Source organism: Desulfosporosinus cupriresistens (assembly GCF_001707885.1).
Lineage (GTDB): Bacteria > Bacillota > Desulfitobacteriia > Desulfitobacteriales > Desulfitobacteriaceae > Desulfosporosinus.
This window is the reverse complement of sequence record NZ_MASS01000001.1, coordinates 165,593-181,521: the sequence shown is the minus strand read 5'-3', so window position 1 is coordinate 181,521 and position 15,929 is coordinate 165,593. Positions and strand designations below refer to the sequence as shown.

24 protein-coding genes are annotated in these 15,929 nt (G+C 50.5%); all 24 read left to right on the top strand.

Annotated elements, in window-relative coordinates:
* The first annotated feature begins 4 nt into the window (after positions 1-4).
* Positions 5-502: a ribbon-helix-helix protein, CopG family gene (locus tag DSBG_RS00900; RefSeq protein ID WP_068962333.1), complete on the top strand. Its 498-nt coding sequence runs from the start codon at positions 5-7 to the stop codon at positions 500-502.
* Positions 483-1,718, top strand: a complete 1,236-nt coding sequence (mobP3, locus tag DSBG_RS00895) for a MobP3 family relaxase (RefSeq protein WP_068962332.1) — start codon at positions 483-485, stop codon at positions 1,716-1,718. Before DSBG_RS00900 ends, mobP3 begins: the two co-directional genes overlap by 20 nt.
* 375 nt (positions 1,719-2,093) lie before the next feature.
* On the top strand, positions 2,094-2,450 hold the full coding sequence (locus DSBG_RS00890) for a nucleotidyltransferase domain-containing protein (RefSeq protein ID WP_242877365.1): 357 nt from the start codon (positions 2,094-2,096) through the stop codon (positions 2,448-2,450).
* The gene (locus DSBG_RS00885) at positions 2,443-2,892 is read left to right on the top strand and encodes a HEPN domain-containing protein (protein ID WP_068962330.1); all 450 of its coding nucleotides are present in this window, start codon (positions 2,443-2,445) and stop codon (positions 2,890-2,892) included. The genes DSBG_RS00890 and DSBG_RS00885 overlap by 8 nt, the downstream gene beginning before the upstream one ends.
* A gap of 101 nt (positions 2,893-2,993) precedes the next feature.
* Positions 2,994-3,179: a hypothetical protein gene (locus DSBG_RS00880; RefSeq protein WP_068962329.1), complete on the top strand. Its 186-nt coding sequence runs from the start codon at positions 2,994-2,996 to the stop codon at positions 3,177-3,179.
* The gene (locus DSBG_RS00875) at positions 3,163-3,846 is read left to right on the top strand and encodes a hypothetical protein (RefSeq protein ID WP_068962328.1); all 684 of its coding nucleotides are present in this window, start codon (positions 3,163-3,165) and stop codon (positions 3,844-3,846) included. Before DSBG_RS00880 ends, DSBG_RS00875 begins: the two co-directional genes overlap by 17 nt.
* Positions 3,847-3,849: 3 nt before the next feature.
* Positions 3,850-4,149: a hypothetical protein gene (locus DSBG_RS00870; RefSeq protein WP_068962327.1), complete on the top strand. Its 300-nt coding sequence runs from the start codon at positions 3,850-3,852 to the stop codon at positions 4,147-4,149.
* A complete protein-coding gene (locus DSBG_RS00865) occupies positions 4,124-4,480 on the top strand; it encodes a hypothetical protein (protein ID WP_068962326.1) in 357 nt (118 codons plus the stop codon). The genes DSBG_RS00870 and DSBG_RS00865 overlap by 26 nt, the downstream gene beginning before the upstream one ends.
* An 11-nt stretch (positions 4,481-4,491) precedes the next feature.
* Positions 4,492-5,178, top strand: a complete 687-nt coding sequence (locus tag DSBG_RS00860; RefSeq protein ID WP_068962325.1) for a DUF7768 domain-containing protein — start codon at positions 4,492-4,494, stop codon at positions 5,176-5,178.
* The gene (locus DSBG_RS00855; protein WP_068962324.1) at positions 5,175-5,663 is read left to right on the top strand and encodes a TRAG family protein; all 489 of its coding nucleotides are present in this window, start codon (positions 5,175-5,177) and stop codon (positions 5,661-5,663) included. Before DSBG_RS00860 ends, DSBG_RS00855 begins: the two co-directional genes overlap by 4 nt.
* Positions 5,641-7,230 carry a VirD4-like conjugal transfer protein, CD1115 family gene (locus DSBG_RS00850; RefSeq protein ID WP_242877361.1) on the top strand — a complete coding sequence of 530 codons (1,590 nt, stop codon included), beginning with the start codon at positions 5,641-5,643 and terminating at the stop codon, positions 7,228-7,230. Before DSBG_RS00855 ends, DSBG_RS00850 begins: the two co-directional genes overlap by 23 nt.
* A gap of 15 nt (positions 7,231-7,245) precedes the next feature.
* Entirely contained in the window at positions 7,246-7,608 is a 363-nt protein-coding gene (locus DSBG_RS00845) for an Mbov_0395 family pilin-like conjugal transfer protein (RefSeq protein ID WP_141694210.1), read from the top strand.
* Positions 7,609-7,680: 72 nt separating this feature from the next.
* Entirely contained in the window at positions 7,681-7,911 is a 231-nt protein-coding gene (locus tag DSBG_RS00840; RefSeq protein WP_068962323.1) for a DUF6133 family protein, read from the top strand.
* A 79-nt stretch (positions 7,912-7,990) separates the two neighbouring features.
* Positions 7,991-8,290, top strand: coding sequence for a SpoVG family protein (locus DSBG_RS00835; RefSeq protein WP_068962322.1), 300 nt, complete (start codon positions 7,991-7,993; stop codon positions 8,288-8,290).
* A 69-nt stretch (positions 8,291-8,359) separates the two neighbouring features.
* Positions 8,360-9,187 carry a conjugal transfer protein TrbL family protein gene (locus DSBG_RS00830; protein ID WP_491005692.1) on the top strand — a complete coding sequence of 276 codons (828 nt, stop codon included), beginning with the start codon at positions 8,360-8,362 and terminating at the stop codon, positions 9,185-9,187.
* A gap of 13 nt (positions 9,188-9,200) precedes the next feature.
* Positions 9,201-9,416: a mercury transporter gene (locus DSBG_RS00825; protein WP_491005691.1), complete on the top strand. Its 216-nt coding sequence runs from the start codon at positions 9,201-9,203 to the stop codon at positions 9,414-9,416.
* Positions 9,417-9,468: 52 nt separating this feature from the next.
* On the top strand, positions 9,469-9,789 hold the full coding sequence (locus DSBG_RS00820) for a hypothetical protein (protein WP_034106312.1): 321 nt from the start codon (positions 9,469-9,471) through the stop codon (positions 9,787-9,789).
* Complete coding sequence (locus tag DSBG_RS22755; RefSeq protein ID WP_176716128.1) at positions 9,774-9,950, top strand: hypothetical protein; 177 nt, start codon at positions 9,774-9,776, stop codon at positions 9,948-9,950. Before DSBG_RS00820 ends, DSBG_RS22755 begins: the two co-directional genes overlap by 16 nt.
* Positions 9,951-9,958: 8 nt before the next feature.
* A complete protein-coding gene (locus tag DSBG_RS00815) occupies positions 9,959-11,425 on the top strand; it encodes a DNA cytosine methyltransferase (RefSeq protein ID WP_068962319.1) in 1,467 nt (488 codons plus the stop codon).
* 173 nt (positions 11,426-11,598) lie between these two features.
* A complete protein-coding gene (locus DSBG_RS00810) occupies positions 11,599-12,054 on the top strand; it encodes a prepilin peptidase (protein WP_083236655.1) in 456 nt (151 codons plus the stop codon).
* Between the two features lie 22 nt (positions 12,055-12,076).
* Positions 12,077-12,901 (top strand): Flp pilus assembly protein CpaB, encoded by an 825-nt coding sequence (gene cpaB / locus DSBG_RS00805; protein ID WP_068962318.1) that lies wholly within the window; start codon positions 12,077-12,079, stop codon positions 12,899-12,901.
* Entirely contained in the window at positions 12,891-13,643 is a 753-nt protein-coding gene (locus DSBG_RS00800; RefSeq protein WP_068962317.1) for a CpaE/TadZ family protein, read from the top strand. Before cpaB ends, DSBG_RS00800 begins: the two co-directional genes overlap by 11 nt.
* Positions 13,636-14,988: an ATPase, T2SS/T4P/T4SS family gene (locus DSBG_RS00795; RefSeq protein WP_068962316.1), complete on the top strand. Its 1,353-nt coding sequence runs from the start codon at positions 13,636-13,638 to the stop codon at positions 14,986-14,988. Before DSBG_RS00800 ends, DSBG_RS00795 begins: the two co-directional genes overlap by 8 nt.
* Positions 14,985-15,914: a type II secretion system F family protein gene (locus tag DSBG_RS00790; RefSeq protein ID WP_068962315.1), complete on the top strand. Its 930-nt coding sequence runs from the start codon at positions 14,985-14,987 to the stop codon at positions 15,912-15,914. Before DSBG_RS00795 ends, DSBG_RS00790 begins: the two co-directional genes overlap by 4 nt.
* Positions 15,915-15,929: the final 15 nt, after the last annotated feature.

The following is a 15,929-nucleotide window of genomic DNA, read 5'->3' as shown; positions in this document are numbered from 1 at the left end:
TCCTATGGCAAAAGCCAGCAAACAACAGGACGAAAAAATCACTACGTCTATTTATCTTACAAAACAGATGTGCGGCGAAATTGATAAGAAGGCGGACAGAGAGCATATTTCCCGCAACGAGCAAATCCGCAAGTATATAGAAAAGGGCCTGGCGATTGAAAGCTACGAGGAAAACATCGACCTCATCACCGCCATTATCCACCAGGAAATCGACGTGTCTATCAAGGCGCTGGGCAACCGCCTGGCCGGAATGATCAACCGCATGACTATCATCTCGGCGGCGGGCTACTATGCCAATATTGCGCTGATTGCAGACCTCATCGACACCGACCGCTATTCCTCCTTTGAAAAAATCGAGCGCCTGGCCCGGAAACGTGCCCTGGCCTACGCCAACATGAAAAGTGGCGACGCCCTCAAAGCCTTTCTGGATGACGAGGAAATGAAAAAGGCGGTCAGCGAGCTCAAGGGAGGGACCCCGGCCTATGTCGATTTTGATGTATAAGCAGCGGTTCAGAAACCCCAATTACCGGAAGACCCCCAAATGCAACTACGCCCATATCGGCTATATCGCCACCCGCCCCGGCGCCTCCAAAAACGAGGAAATGCGGCACGGGCTGTTCGGCAAGCTTTCCCCCGGCGAGCTGGTGGAGTTTGAAACCTGGCAGGAAGTCGCCAGAGAAGTCCGAGAGCTTTCCTACAAGAAGGTCAACATCTTCCGCAGCATCATTTCCTTTGCTCCCGAAACCGCCGCGGAGTTGGGGCTAAACGACCACAAGGCATGGGAGCAGTACATCGAGCGGCATATCCAAACCTTGGCACAAAAAAACGGCATCAGCGTAAAAAACCTGTCCTGGGTATGCGCCCACCACAACGAGCGCAGCCATCCCCATAGTCACGTTGCCTTTTGGGACAAAAACCAAAGGGTGATGAAAAACTATGTCCACCCCAAAATCCCCGACAGCATCCGCATCCAACTGATCAAGGAAACCTTTGCGGATAAGATCGAGCAGTATTGCAGGGCGAAGGAGAAAGCCAAAGGCGACATCAAGGCCGTCACTGCTGAATTGGTATCCGAATTTGATGAGTACGTCAAGGCGGCCCATCCGAAGGAATACAAACGGTTAAAGGAGCTGGTGGGACGGATTGACGCGGACGAGTTGGGCGCGGCATCCCTGGACGGCATCCTCGGAGACGCCGATTTATCTCCGCTGATTGTCAAACTGTTCGACCTGAAAGATAAAATGCCGAAGAAAGGCCGCCTGTATTACAAGCTGCTGCCCGAAGAAGTCAAAGCCGAGGTGGACGCCTTTGTTGACCAACTGAAAAATGGCAACGAGTATATCCGCAGCCTGATCGACGATTACGCGGACAGCAAGTGCGCCCTGGCAATGCTCTACAACACCGACCCTGAGAATACCGAAAAGTATCGGCAAAAGGCAGTCAAGGAAGCGGAAAAGCTGATTGCCAACAAGCTTCTGGGTGTGATTAAAGCCATGCTGAACAAGGAACGTGAATTGTTCCATATGGAGTACACCGAGGCTAGGAAGCATTACTATACCGAGCAGATGATCTGTGAAATCCTGATGATGCTGGAACAGAACATCGTATGCCTTGATACGGAATATGAAGACAAGCATAAAACCATGAGCACCGAGCTTTCAAAAGCGGCAAAAAAGGAATGGTACTTGCAGCATAAGGACAGGGGCATGGAACGGTAACCGTGAAAATTCTGGAAACCTTTTATAGATAGAGGAGAACGATTAAAACTTTTGGAGAAAGACTCTGGGTAAAGAAGATGTGCATAAACCGGAACAATCTGGCTTGGAATCAATTATGCCATGGACTTTGTACGGCAAACCTTTACTGTAAAAACATGGCAATGTATAATAATTGTAAGAATATCTTCTATGCGAAAGAAGGAATGGTCAAGATGGCGACAAAGCTAGCTCATCTGGAGATGTCCATGTTGATCTGCTGACAACAAGTGCTTTGAGTGAAAGCTTCTTAAAAAAGAATTTACGGTGAGGAAGTGTTGCTCTATACTGAAGAAGATAGATTAATATGGGCTTTGGAAAGTATCCGATTTGATAGAAATGGGGGACTCAAAAATGCACACGCCAACAACTATCAATATAATAGTTGCCCTATTGGCAAATAAAGCGAAAGAAATTGCAAGCGATAAACTTGTTAAAGTTATACTATACGGTTCCTATGCGCGTGGCGATTATGAAGAATGGTCGGACATTGATGTCATGGTCCTTGTCAATGGCGATGATCAAACAACTAAACTTTTTGAACAGGAGCTGTGGAAATACTGTAATGATTTAGAACTAAACTATGATGTTGTCCTATCCGTCATAGTAAAGGACTATAATCATTTTCAAAACTGGAAGAATGTATTACCTTTCTATGCAAACGTGCAAAACGAGGGAGTTGTAGTTAATGCCTGATTATAGTAAAGAAGAATTATCACGGTATAGGCTGCAAAAGGCGAAAGAGGATTTAGAAACAGCAAAACATGATTTTAGCGCCGGTCATTTTTTAGCCTGTATAAACAGGGCTTATTACTCCATGTTCCACACCATTCGCGCCTTATTGATTCTCGACGGTATGGATTTTAAAAAACACTCTGCAGTTATTGCAAATTTTCGAAAGAACTATATTAAAACCGGTGTTTTTGATTTTACCTACTCCAGCATGATTGGGGATGCCAGCAGGCTCAGAGGGAAAAGCGACTATGATGATTTTATACAAATCAGCCAGGAAGAAGCAAAAAGCCAGATTGATAACGCAGAAGCTTTTTACAATACCATTCAACCTTTCATCATGCAGAAAACAGAGGAAAGAGAGCTAACGGCTGATCAGACAAATGAAGAAGAACTGGAACGATAAATTTTTATACAATATATGCCCTGGCGCAAAAGCCGGGGTATTTTATTTTTTTTAAAACATGAAAAAATGCGAGAGCGATTGCGAAAGGAGTGATACTTGCCATGAAAGAATTGAGCGAACCGCTTTTTAGAGCGTTTATCGGGCGGGTGCAGAAACTGGGCAATACGGACTTGAAAAATATGACCCAAAGGATTGAAAAGCTTGTTGTGACATGCAGCTGCAAGAACCGGGGCCTGAGCAGGAACAGGAAAACGAATTGGAGGTGTGACTATGCGAAGCAAGATTGACTTTTACAAGCAGTTTTTTGAACAACTTTCTAGGCAGGGGTTTGAGGTGAGGCGCTCCGATTCCTCCGACTACCTGGCCGACATCTACTACAAAAGGCAGCTCATCGCCTTTTACACCAAAGCCGATACCATTGAGAAAAATCCTTTTGTAGCTGTCAAGGACAAGGTTTTGAACCTCATCAACGATACTGCGAAAAACACGGCGGTCAGAGCCGGTATCTGTTCCGAATGTCCCTATACCGAGGACAATGAAAAGCTTCCCAACGCCTCCTACAAGCTGGCCGAGTATAACGGCGTAATCATGACCTGCAAACAGCACCACCTTTTCGGCTATGTGTTTTCCACCTACCGGACGGTGCCGGAAAGCAACCAGATCCTTCAACGGCAGTTTTTCTACAACAAGGAGTTAGCCGGACAGGATTTTGCAAAGCGAAGCGGTCTGGTGGACGAAAAGGCTTTGTTTACCGAAACCGAGCTGATGGTCCTGCACTCTAATCTTGTAAAGCTGTCCATGAAAAGCGAGTATCTCAACAATGACGAAATGCTTGAGCTGGGCAGGATGATTGAGAAAATCGAGGAAGTTGTACCCGAACTGCAAAACAGGGACTACGACTTTGACTTTGAAGGCGAATTCCGGCAAGACATGGATGCGGAGATTGGAGGGTGACGCATGGGCAGCAAAAGAAACCAGACCATTGCCATAGCGCGGTTTTTGGCCTATAAGAACGATTTGAACAAGCGGCTGGAGAATATGACGGACGAACAGTATATGAAAAACCCCCTCGGCCTAGAGGTTGGACAGTATGTGGACGACCTGCTGAAATACTGCCCCGAAAGTACGGTGGATACGGTGTTAAAGCATCAGGCCGATTTGATTTTGCGGCTGGGCGAGGACTATCTGAGTATTGTCGCCTTCATGCCGTATGCGGAGGGAGGCGGAATCCATGCCAGAAAGCAGGCCCAACGCTAATCTATGGGGCAATATCATCACCTGTGGCGAAATCGCCTTTGGCATCTATGAGATTGTGGGCGACAAAAACAAGGGCATTATGATGTCAAAGGCGGATGCTGAAAAAATACTGCCCGAAGCGGCTGCCGCCAGGGGTGAACCGGAGGGTGAAAACCTGTGCTTTACCGATGAGCTTTCCACCTCCCTTGTGGGAGACGAGCTGGTCCGGCAGGGATTGGTCACCGACCCGGAGTTTATAGCAAGGCAGGAAGCCCTGAAGCAGCTTGATGACGCGGAATACGATACGGGTTTTGAAACCTTCAACGAGATCGAATTTGAACTGGAACTGTGAGGTGATTTTCATTGAAGCTGGTTTATATCTGCTCCCCTTTGCGGGGAGCGATGGAGGAAAACATCAAAAAAGCGAACCGATACTGCGAATATGCCGCGGGATGTGATACCGTCCCCCTAGCGCCTCATGCCATATTTACCGCCTACCTTCAGGATAACATTCCCGAACAGCGGGAAAAGGGCTTAAAAATGGGACTTGCGCTTTTAAGGCGGTGCGATGAATTGTGGTGCTGCGGGGACGAAATTACGCAAGGTATGCAGGGTGAGATAGATCTGGCGACAAAACTGAATATTCCCATCGTTTATGTCCTGGATCATCACAGGGAGGAGGGGTTGAAGATAAGACAGGAAAACAAGGCCCTTGATACAGAGGATTGCATTCCCAGGAGCAATGAAATGGATTACGAGGACAAAATTTTGGTACTGAATCCCGAAGCGCTGATGGCCAGCCGCCGCACGGCTGAAAACAGCTTATGGATTGCCTATAACGGTTTTGGCTGCACTTACGGGGCAAGAGGTCAGGCGGTTTATGCCAAAAGCCTGTTTTCAGGACAGGAATGCCGCTGGGAACGCGCGGATTTTCTTGGCATCGTCAGGCCGGAAAGCTTAAAGCAGTGGCTTGAAAACACGCCTGTAAAAAATGAAATCGCTGAAACGCTGATAAACGAACAGGAGCAGGACCTGGAGATGACGCTATGAAAACAAGACCCAAACTGATGATCTGCTCCCTGATATTTTTGACCGGCGGTTTTGTCAATCTCTTTTTCTCAACCGCCCTTCATGGGCTGCTGTCAAGACAGATGACGGTATTGAAGCTGCTGCCCATCGGTGAATGCCTTGCCAGCCTTTTTTCAAGCAAACAGCATTTTCTTCTTTATCTTTGCTTGCAGGGCTTCATACTGATTCTGGCGGTGATGTACTTTCTCACTAACCTGCGGCCCTATCAGTCGGATTTGACGGAAATTACCCCGGATATTAAAACACCCGTTGCGGTGGGACAGTACCAGCACGGCTCGGCGCGATGGCTCAAAGACGGGGAAAAGGGCAAAGCCTTTGCAAGCTTTGCCTTAAATCCCCACAACAAGGTTATCAAGGCGCTTATCAAAGGCGGCTATGATAATATAGACTTCCTAAAAAACAAGAAGGAGAAGGAAAAGGAGGTTGAGGACGATATTTCATCCTAAGACAATCCCTAAACCAAAACCGGAACCCGATGAAGACGCCGCCTTTGCTTTACGCGAGGGCGGCGTTGTGATTGGCATGAAAAAGGAGGGCGATAACGAGCACATCTATTATGTAGGCGAGGACAGCCATCTGCTGTGTATCGGCGCTACCCGGAGCGGCAAGACCCGCAACCTAGTGGTGCAGTCCATCTGCACCCTGGGATTGGCCGGAGAATCCATTGTGGTCAGCGACCCGAAAGCAGAGCTGTACGATTATACCGCGGAATTTCTCGAAAAACTTGGATACCGGGTGCTGGTGCTGGATTTTAAAACTCCTGCCAAAAGTATGCGATACAACCTGTTGCAGCCTATTATCAATGCGGTCAACCATGACGACACCGACAGGGCGGAAATGCTGGCCTGGGATCTGACCAACAACTTTGTCGGTAAGCCGGAAGGCGAAAAAATCTGGACAAACGGCGAATGCTCCATCATTGCCGCTGCCATCCTCTGCGTGGTGTGCGACAACAGGCGCCGGCCCGATTACCAGAACCTCACCAATGTCTACTGGTTTATCGCCGAAATGGTAAAGATGATCGGGAACAAAATGCCCCTCTTAGAGTACGTCAAAAAACTTCCACCCTCACATCCCGCCAAGGCGCTGCTTTCCATTTCCGATGTGGCGCCGTCCAGGACAAGGGGCAGCTTCTACACCTCCGCCTTGACAACCCTCAGATTGTTCACTTCCAGGTCCATCTATTCCATCACCCATACCAGCGACTTTGAATTGCAGGACATCGGGCAGGAAAAGCAGGCATTGTTCATCATATTGCCGGACGAAAAGACCACCTTTTATCCAGTGGCCTCCCTCATCGTGTCGCAGCAGTATGAGCTTTTGGCGAATCTGGCAGATACAAGAGGTGGACGGCTCAAGCAGCGGGTCAACTTCATGCTGGACGAATTCGGAAATTTCACCACCATAAGTGATTTCACGAACAAACTCACAGTCGGCGGCGGGCGCGGGATGCGGTTCAACCTGTTTATTCAGTCCTTCTCCCAACTGAAAGAAAAGTACGATGAGAACATCTCGGATACCATCAAAGCCAACTGCCAGACCTGGGTTTATCTACAGGCTGATGATATGGACACCCTGCGGGAGATCAGCGAAAAGCTGGGGACCTACACCGTTTCCAGCTATCAGCTATCGGCCAATCATGCAAAGTACACCACCCCGTCAAGCACCCACAGCATCAGCCTGATTGAGCGCAAGCTTTTGAATGTGGACGAAGTACGACGGGTTTCTCGTCCCTACCAGATCGTCACATCCCGGACCCATCCCGCTATCATGTATTCCCCCGACCTGTCGGAGTGGTATTTCAACAAGATGCTGGGCCTGGGGGATAAGGAGCATAACCGGAAGCAGCGGGTGGAACGGGAGCAGAAACGCCCGGTCATCACCGACGTGGGCAAGGAAATCGCCTTGTGGAATATCTGGGTCTACTACCAGAAGGACATCATACGCAAGCTCCAGCAAAAGGCCGCGGAGGGTAAAGGCCAATCAGTGGCCAGTGAAGCGGATATGGATTGAGGAAAGGAGGATTTTATGGAACTGAAAAACGCAATAAAAAAGGCCGCAAGGCTTTTAAAGAAAGTCTGGATCTCCGTCGCTGCCGTCTTAGCGGCAACGTCGATGATGGCGGTGCCGGCTTACGCCGCTGACGGCGTTCAGGGCAGCAAGATTGTCACGGGAACGGAAAAGCTGATCGGCGATGTCACCACCTGGCTGATGGTGCTGGCTCCGGTGGTGGCAGGCCTGCTTATCATTTATTTCTTCATCCGCCGCAGCGCCGCCGACGAGATGGACACGAAAAAGTGGAACAACCGTATTGTGGTTGCCATTGTGTCCTGTATCGGTGCCGTACTCGGCTCGGCCACCCTGAACCTGATTATCGGTTACTACAAGTAGCCCAGGCAGACATCTGAAAAAGCAGTGTTTTGTACACTGCTTTTATCAAACATATTGAAGGAGGATTTTTCTATGCAAAACCTTATTTATAAGGTACAGGTAAAAACGGCGGTGGCTCTTGACAGGGCGAAGGCCGCCCTTTCCAACCGGAGCGGCCAGGGAGCCCTTGACACGGCTGTCCAAGTTTTAATTTCGATTGTATTGGGAGCCCTTATCCTTGGCGGCCTGTATCTCATTTTAAATGCTACGGTGCTCCCCACCATCACGGACCGCATCAAGGATATGTTTAACTATCATGGATGATTACCAGCAGTAGAATTATTGTATCTGATCGCAGGGGCGCGTTGCTCCTGCCTATTTTATTTTACGGAGGATTTTGAAAATGAAGATTAAAGCTGAAATCAGGAAAATTTTTCAGGACAGCGGCAAGCTGAAAGCCGTATCCAACCTTGTGATCGAGGACTGCTTCATCGTGAAAAACGTACGTATAATCGACGGCAAAAACGGCCTGTTTGTGTCCATGCCGAGCCGTCAAAACGCTGACGGCAAATATTCCGACATCTGCTTCCCCATCCGGTCCGAGGTGCGAGAGCATATCGAAAAAGAGGTGCTGGACGCCTACCATGAGGCGCTCACAAAGGGCGAACAGGCCGGGGACGGAACGGACAGCGATGCTTCGTAAAGCAAAATCATGGGGGGAGTACCGCGCTGTGCGGTACTCCCCCTAAAGGGAGGTGAAACCAATTTGGAAGTGCTCCTGGTATTGCTTATCGTCGCGCTGTTAAACGGTGCAATCGCCTATATCAACGACCTTTTGACCGGGATTGTGCCCATGACCCTGTTTGCGGAGCAGTACATGACCACAGTGTCCGGCTCCAATATCGCGGCTACGCTTTTTAACATCCTGTTCGGCTTCGGCGTGTCTCTCATCGTATTGAAGTTTCTTAAAAAAGGCTTTGAAACCTATATACTTTGGAGCGACGGCGATGCGGACGAAGAACCCCTTTCCCTGCTGACCAACTTTTTTAAGGCGTTGGCGGTGGCCGTCTGCTTTCCCACCCTGTATCAGTGGATGGCAGACATTATAGAGGATATGACCAACCAACTGTTGACAGCCATCGGGGTAACAACGGATTACGGCTGGCAGGCATGGGTGAATGGTATTTCCTCCATGGGCCTTGTGACAGCTATCTTCGGGCTGATTTTTATCATCTGCTATTTCATGCTGTACTTCCAGTTTCTCATGCGGGGCCTTGAAATCTTTATCCTGCGGGTGGGCGTTCCCCTTGCCTGCGTGGGCTTGCTGGACAACGACAAAGGCGTTTTCAAGGCGTATCTCAACAAGTTTTTCCAGTCCATGCTGGCCGTGGTGGTGCAGATTGTCCTCGCCAAGCTCGGCGTGGGGCTAATGCTCAACATGCACGTCTTTTGGGGTCTGGCCTGCATGATGCTTGCCATCCGGACACCGCGCTTCTTGCAGGACTTCCTCATCACGACGGGCGGCGGTGGTGGCGGGGTTATCAACAATGTGTACCATTCCGTGAGGCTGATCGGCATGGCGCAAAAATTAGCAAAGTAAAGGCGGTGGATGGATATTGGTTACTATGGACGATATTTCCAAGGCGATTATCATCCTAGTCCGCCTAGGCGCCGTCGCAAGGTTTATTTACTGCATGATCAGGCTCTCCGGCGCGGAGGAAGAACAAACGCAGTATAAGAAGCGGGCGAAAAACACCGTCATTTTCTATGTGCTGGCAGAGTGTATCTGGCAGATTAAGGACCTGGTGCTGTATTACTATACCCCATAACGTACTATGCAGCGCAATTGTAATATGGCGGCTATTGAAAAGGAGGGTTTTGATGGAGGATGAAAAGCTGTATATCCCGATGGGGGTAAAGGCTGAAGCCGAGCTTTTCCCCGGCTTCGGCAAAAAGCAGCTCCTGCAATCAGTGATCGGTTCGCTGGGCGCGGGAGTTGTTTCTGCTTTTGTATGGCTGCTTTCGCAAAGCGTCACCTTCACCGTCATTGGCGTTCTGGTTGGAATTGTCGGCTCGGTGATGATGACCACCAAGGACCAGACCAATCTATCGGTGGTGGATCAGGTGCAGAATATGACCCGGTTTGCGAAAAGCCAAAAAATTTATCCGTACCGGTACGGCGATGAATGGAGGTTGGGCTGAAGTACGCAATGATACCCGTATATTACCCGTCCATCAAGGTAAACCCCCGTATTGTCAACGATATTTTCAAAGAGCTGATGAAAATAGAAAAGCAAAAAAATATTGAGGAAGAAAATGAGCTTAATATGGAGCTTAATGAGGGTATCGGACAGGAAACGTGAGGCCGCCCATGCAGACGACCTTCATAGACTATTTCTCAGGTATCGGGGGCTTTCGCGCGGGACTTGAAGCCTGCGGCATGAAATGCATCGGACATTGTGAAATCAACAAATATGCGGATAAAAGCTATCGGGCTATATTTGATGTGAAGGAGGATGAATGGTTTGCGAGCGATATCACCAAAATCCAACCGGGAGATGTGCCCTACGCCCATCTCTGGACAGCCGGTTTCCCTTGCCAGGATATCAGCATCGCTGGCAGCCAGCGGGGGCTTGCCGGAGAACGAAGCAGCCTCTTTTTTGAGATTGTTAGGCTCATCGAAGGCAAAGCTGCCGAAGATCGCCCCCAATGGGTTATCCTTGAAAATGTTAAAAACCTGTTTTCCGTTCATGGAGGATGGGATTTTGCGACCGTTCTCTTTGAAATGGCCTCACTCGGCTATGATTTGCAGTACGGACTTGTTAATTCACGGGATTTCGGAGTCCCCCAAAACAGAGAACGGGTCTACATTGTCGCTCATCGACATACTGGAGACGGATGTACCGGAAGGATATTTCCTCTCCCAAGCGGCAATGGAAAAGCTCTTATCCAAATCATAGGCGGGATGCAGGGACGGAGGGTTTACTGCCCCGAAGGCATCAGCGCCACCCTCACCGCACAGGGCGGCGGTGGTGGTGCCAAAACAGGCCTTTACTGCATGTGTGTGGGCGTAAACCGCATTGACGGCTTCAAAGAAAGGTTGGAGCTTGCCCATACCATCACTGCCGGAGACTACCGGGAACTGGACCGGAACCAAACGCAAAATGCCGTGCTGGAGGGCTGTGAAGCCTGCATGCAGCCGGAGGATAAAAACGGCTGTCCCATCTCTTTTATCGACCTGAATAAAAACCCGAAGCTGACCAACATTGCACGGTGCATCAGGGCCCATTATAACACCGGAGTTACCAACAGAGGCGCGGATAAATCCGGCGTTCTGCATTTGTGCGCAAGGGCGGTTTTAACACCCGACCGTGTGGAAAAACTGCAGAACGATCCCCACAACAAGGCGTGCGGTCAGCCGAGCTTTACCCTTACGGCACAGGACAGGCACGGAGTTTTGCTCATGCACTGCAAGGCGGCCGACTGCTGCCCAAAATTAAAAATACGGGAGGACCAAACAGAGGGCTACGGCGACAGTATCAGCCTTGCCAGCCCTGGCAGCGAAACACGGCGCGGATGGGTCGGCAAAGGATTGGCGCAAACCCTGGATACAAGCTGCAATCAGGGGATTTTCCTGGTTTGCGGGCGGATACGACGCCTGACGCCAAGGGAGTGCTGGCGCTTGCAGGGCTTTTCGGACGGGATGTTTGACAGGGCCAAGGCGGTCAATTCAGACAGCCAGCTTTATAAGCAGGCTGGAAACTCCGTCACCGTAACGGTGGTATACACCATCGGCATGAGGATTTTGGAAGTGCAAAAAAGGAGGATAGAAAAATAGTTCAGACGGCTAGATACATGCTGTGCGGCAGGCTTTCTATGATCAAGAACCGCTTTCAGCCGCAATATGCACCTTCTGCGGCAAAACGGGCTGATTGACCCAATTTACCGATGACGGCGGCAGGCTTGCAAACAAGTATATTTTAAAGTGACAGGAGGTGTATATACAGAGCCATGATGGACGGATCGATATGGAAGGGCGCGCTGTTTTCGGCTTTGCTCCTTACAGCGGCGGTTTGGGATATCCGCAGGCGTGAGATCCCCGATTGGATACCGCTGCTCATCGTTCTAACAGGTATTCCACAAATGAATCCGACGGAAGCCTTTTCCGGGCTTGTGCTAACAGGGCTGCCGTATCTGCTTGCGGCAGTCCTTTCCTATAAAGGAGAAGACTTTTCCATAGGCGGCGGCGACATCAAGCTAATGGCCGCCTGCGGCTTTGTTTTGGGTGTTTGGGGCGGTATCCTTCAAAGCATTGCAGCCCTGACCCTTTTCCTTGCCGTCGGTATCGGTATCTGCGTTTACCGGGGAATGAAAAAGCTGAATACCGTCACCCTGCCCCTTGCACCGTTTTTCTGTGCAGGGGGAATTTTATCTTACTGTGCGCATCTCTTTAGCGCCGCAATCTAAAAAAATAGGAGGACTTGCGATTATGAAATTAAGCATTTTCAAAAACAGGACCGTGATCGGCCTGGGCTGCATCATCCTTTCCCTGATCATTTGTTTTGGTCTGACGCCGCTTTGGGGCAGCGCAGTACGCGCCCAAACGGAAATCGTGCGGATTACGGATACCGTTAAAAAGGGCGAGGTGCTCACCGCCAACAAACTGGAAACGGTACAGGTTGGCGCATACAACTTGCCGAGCAACTTAGTGAAAAACAAAAATGAGGCCATCGGCAAATACGCCGCCGCCGACTTGCAAAAGGGGGATTACATCCTTTCCACCAAATTATCCGGTACGCCCCTTGCTGAATTTGAATACCTGACCGGGCTTGACGGTACAAAACAGGCCATGTCCATCACCATCAAATCCTTTGCGGCGGGACTGTCGGGCAAGCTGGAACTGGGCGACATCATATCCCTGATTTCCGCGAGTTCAGGCAATACCGGGATTATCGTGACGCCGCCGGAGCTAAAGTATGTCAAGGTGCTGGCGGTCACTTTAGGCACGGGAGTGGATAAGGAATACAAGGCGGGTGGGGACAAGAGCGGCGACGCGGAAAAGAAACTCCCCTCCACCTTGACCTTGCTGGTAAATTCCGCCCAGACCAAGGTGCTGGCCGGACTTGAGCAAAACGGCAACCTCCAGGTAACCCTTGTCTATCGCGGGGCAAAGGCCAATGCGGATAAATTCTTAACGGCGCAGGACCGGTACTTTGAGACGGGTAAAATCGAGGCTGCCGCCATCATTGAAAGCAGCTCGCTGCCGGAAAAAGCGGAAAACACAGCCCAGGGGGATAACAGCAATGCCAAATAAGGGAAAGCAGATTCTGGCGGTCTGGGGCAGCCCGTCCAGCGGCAAAACCGTAACGGCTGTGAAAATCGCAAGGGAGCTGTCCCTGAACAGGAAAAATGTGGCGGTATTTTTCTGTGACGGGGTGTGCCCCGCCTTGCCCACGGTGCTGAAAACCAAAAAGCCGGTGGAGGGCTCCCTCGGCGAAGTGCTGTCCGCACCCAACCTAACGCAGGAGCTTATCTTGAAAAACTGTGTATGCCCCGCCAAAAATCCGTATATCAGTTTTCTCGGCTACAAGGTGGGTGAAAATGTCTTTACCTACGCGGAATATGCGAAGGAACGCGCGGTGGACCTGCTGGTGCTGCTGCGCCATATTGCCGACTGTGTGGTGGTGGACTGCGCAAGCAGTCTCACCGACAGCATTCTGTCCACGGCGGCCCTGGAGGTGGCCGACGCGGTACTGCGGCTGGGTAGCTGCGATTTAAAAGGCGTGTCCTACTTCATGTCTAGCCTGCCCCTCATTGCTGACCGCCGGTTCAAACCGGAGAAGCACATCAGGGTGCTGTCCAATGTAAAGCCCCGGCAGGATTCGGGCGGCTACGAAAACACCTACGGTGGTGTTTCCTACAAACTGCCCCATGTGGCCGCCATTGAGGAACAGTTTTATTCTCTTTCCCTGCTGGACGGTCTTTCCGGCAAAGAGGCAAAGACGTATGAGACCGTTATCCGGGAAATTGCAGAGGGGGTGTTTGCCAATGGCTAAGAATATCGGCCTTTTTTTCAACACGGCAAAGCACCAAAAGCCGTTTTCTGAGGTGCTGCAGGAGGTGCAGGAATACATCTCCGGCAAGTATGCCACCGTGATTACGGGCAATCCGGCAGAGCAAAAACAGCAGATCACCGCCTACATCTCTAAGTACCTGACCGATTACAGCCTGGGTGTGGAGGGCTTGACGCCGGATGAGCTTGTGGAAAGGCTCTACAGTGAAATGGCAGAGTTTTCGTTTTTGACCCCCTACCTTTTTGCCACCAATATTGAGGAAATTAACATCAATTCCTGGAAGGACGTAAAAATCACCTATGCCGACGGCAGGGTGGTTCCCTCCAATGAAAAATTCAACAGCCCCGAACATGCCATTGATGTGGTGCGGCGCCTGCTGCATAAATCCGGTATGATTCTGGACCATTCGCAGCCTGCTGTCGTAGGGCATTTGAGCAACAAAATCCGCATCACCGTCCTGGGCAATCCGCTGACCGACCATGGCAAGGGGGTTGCGGCTTCCATCCGGATTGTCAACCCGCAGAAACTGGCGCGGGAGGACTTTATCCGCAATGGGACCTCGACCGCCGAAATGCTGGACTTTTTAAGCGTCTGCCTGCGGTACGGACTTTCCATGTGCGTCACTGGCTCCACGGGCAGCGGAAAAACCACGCTGATGAGCTGGCTTTTGTCCACCATTCCCAATGATAAGCGTGTGTTTACGATTGAAAACGGCTGCCGTGAATTCGACCTTGTTAAAGAGGACGAAAACGGCCATGTGGTCAATAACGTGGTGCATACCGTCACCCGGTATTCCGAGGACAAAAGGCAGAATATCGACCAGGAAAAACTGCTGGAGTACGCCCTGACCTGCAACCCTGACGTGGTGTGCGTGGGCGAAATGAAATCAGCCGAAGCGTTTGCGGCGCAGGAGGCGGCCCGGACCGGTCACGCCGTCATTACCACTACCCACGCCAATAGCTGCAATGCCACCTACTACCGCATGGTGACGCTTTGCACGCAAAAATACGACCTGGGCGATCGGACACTATTCAACCTTGTCACTGAGGCGTTTCCCATTGTTCTGTTCGTCAAAAAACTGGAGGACAACTCGAGAAAGTGTATGGAGATAACTGAGTGTCAGATACTTCCTGACGGAGAAAGGCGAATTCATACCCTTTTCCGCTTTAATGTTACCGAGAATATGGTGGTAGACGGAAAAATGAAAATTCAGGGCGGATTCCAGAGGGTGAACACCCTGTCCGAGAGCTTGCAGAAAAGGCTGCTGGAAAACGGTATGCCGATGAGCCTTCTGAACAAAATCACGAAAGGAGAGGATGCTGCATGACATTTCTCATTATGCTGGCGTTCATCGGCCTGATCGCTGGTAGTTTCCTGCTTCTAAGGCTTTCTCCCTTTGAGTTTGCCGAAAGCATCATCAGGCCGCTGCAAAGTCGGAAAAAACCCATCGGAAAGCAGATTGAGGAAGCAAAATTCCCGAGGCAGGCGCGGGGCATTCGTAAGACCATCCAGGAAACCAAAGAAGTGCTGGCGCTCACAGGCAAAAGCACAAAATTTGGAGCGTTGTGCGTCCTTTCCTTTTTCCTGCTTGTGGTTGGCGTACTGGTTTCCCTGCTGATGGAAAATTTCTTTATGGTGCCCGTGGCGGCGGCGGGGATGGCGCTGCTGCCTTTCTGGTACATCCTGTTTACGTCTCACTCCTATAAAAAACAGATGAACGCAGAGCTGGAAACCGCCTTGTCCATCATTACCACCTCCTACATCCGAAATGAGAGCGTCATCACGGCGGTGGAGGAAAACTTAGGTTACTTGAACCCGCCGGTCGCAGATGTTTTCCAGGGCTTTCTTGCCGACGCCAAATTGATCAGCATCAATGTGAAGCAGGCCCTTCAAGCCATGAAGCCCCGGCTGAACAACGATGTCTTCCATGAGTGGCTGGACGCCATGACCGCCTGCCAGGAGGATAAGACCCTGAAAACCACCCTGACCCCTATAATTTCAAAGCTGTCGGACGTGCGGGTGGTATCGGCTGAGCTGGATTATATGATGTATGAGCCCTTAAAGGAGTTTATCACGATGGCGCTGCTGCTGGTCGGCAACATACCGCTGATTTATTTCTTGAACAAGGACTGGTATTCCGCGCTTGTGGATACGGACTTCGGCAAGGCGATACTGGCGGTTTGCGGTGCAGTGATCTTCGTGTCCCTGGCCGCGGTGATCAGGCTGACAAAGCCGGTTGAATATAAGCGATAATAAAATTCTGAAATG

What these genes read in the sequence shown, in the direction of transcription:
- DSBG_RS00810 (WP_083236655.1), top strand. Translation starts at nt 11,599, where the DNA reads ATGATGGACGGATCGATATGGAAGGGCGCGCTGTTTTCGGCTTTGCTC.
- DSBG_RS00800 (WP_068962317.1), top strand. Translation starts at nt 12,891, where the DNA reads ATGCCAAATAAGGGAAAGCAGATTCTGGCGGTCTGGGGCAGCCCGTCC.
- DSBG_RS00900 (WP_068962333.1), top strand. Translation starts at nt 5, where the DNA reads ATGGCAAAAGCCAGCAAACAACAGGACGAAAAAATCACTACGTCTATT.
- DSBG_RS00875 (WP_068962328.1), top strand. Translation starts at nt 3,163, where the DNA reads ATGCGAAGCAAGATTGACTTTTACAAGCAGTTTTTTGAACAACTTTCT.
- cpaB (WP_068962318.1), top strand. Translation starts at nt 12,077, where the DNA reads ATGAAATTAAGCATTTTCAAAAACAGGACCGTGATCGGCCTGGGCTGC.
- DSBG_RS00795 (WP_068962316.1), top strand. Translation starts at nt 13,636, where the DNA reads ATGGCTAAGAATATCGGCCTTTTTTTCAACACGGCAAAGCACCAAAAG.
- DSBG_RS00820 (WP_034106312.1), top strand. Translation starts at nt 9,469, where the DNA reads ATGGAGGATGAAAAGCTGTATATCCCGATGGGGGTAAAGGCTGAAGCC.
- DSBG_RS00840 (WP_068962323.1), top strand. Translation starts at nt 7,681, where the DNA reads ATGCAAAACCTTATTTATAAGGTACAGGTAAAAACGGCGGTGGCTCTT.
- DSBG_RS00835 (WP_068962322.1), top strand. Translation starts at nt 7,991, where the DNA reads ATGAAGATTAAAGCTGAAATCAGGAAAATTTTTCAGGACAGCGGCAAG.
- DSBG_RS00845 (WP_141694210.1), top strand. Translation starts at nt 7,246, where the DNA reads ATGGAACTGAAAAACGCAATAAAAAAGGCCGCAAGGCTTTTAAAGAAA.
- mobP3 (WP_068962332.1), top strand. Translation starts at nt 483, where the DNA reads ATGTCGATTTTGATGTATAAGCAGCGGTTCAGAAACCCCAATTACCGG.
- DSBG_RS00790 (WP_068962315.1), top strand. Translation starts at nt 14,985, where the DNA reads ATGACATTTCTCATTATGCTGGCGTTCATCGGCCTGATCGCTGGTAGT.
- DSBG_RS00880 (WP_068962329.1), top strand. Translation starts at nt 2,994, where the DNA reads ATGAAAGAATTGAGCGAACCGCTTTTTAGAGCGTTTATCGGGCGGGTG.
- DSBG_RS00815 (WP_068962319.1), top strand. Translation starts at nt 9,959, where the DNA reads ATGCAGACGACCTTCATAGACTATTTCTCAGGTATCGGGGGCTTTCGC.
- DSBG_RS00885 (WP_068962330.1), top strand. Translation starts at nt 2,443, where the DNA reads ATGCCTGATTATAGTAAAGAAGAATTATCACGGTATAGGCTGCAAAAG.
- DSBG_RS00890 (WP_242877365.1), top strand. Translation starts at nt 2,094, where the DNA reads ATGGGGGACTCAAAAATGCACACGCCAACAACTATCAATATAATAGTT.
- DSBG_RS00870 (WP_068962327.1), top strand. Translation starts at nt 3,850, where the DNA reads ATGGGCAGCAAAAGAAACCAGACCATTGCCATAGCGCGGTTTTTGGCC.
- DSBG_RS00855 (WP_068962324.1), top strand. Translation starts at nt 5,175, where the DNA reads ATGAAAACAAGACCCAAACTGATGATCTGCTCCCTGATATTTTTGACC.
- DSBG_RS22755 (WP_176716128.1), top strand. Translation starts at nt 9,774, where the DNA reads ATGGAGGTTGGGCTGAAGTACGCAATGATACCCGTATATTACCCGTCC.
- DSBG_RS00865 (WP_068962326.1), top strand. Translation starts at nt 4,124, where the DNA reads ATGCCAGAAAGCAGGCCCAACGCTAATCTATGGGGCAATATCATCACC.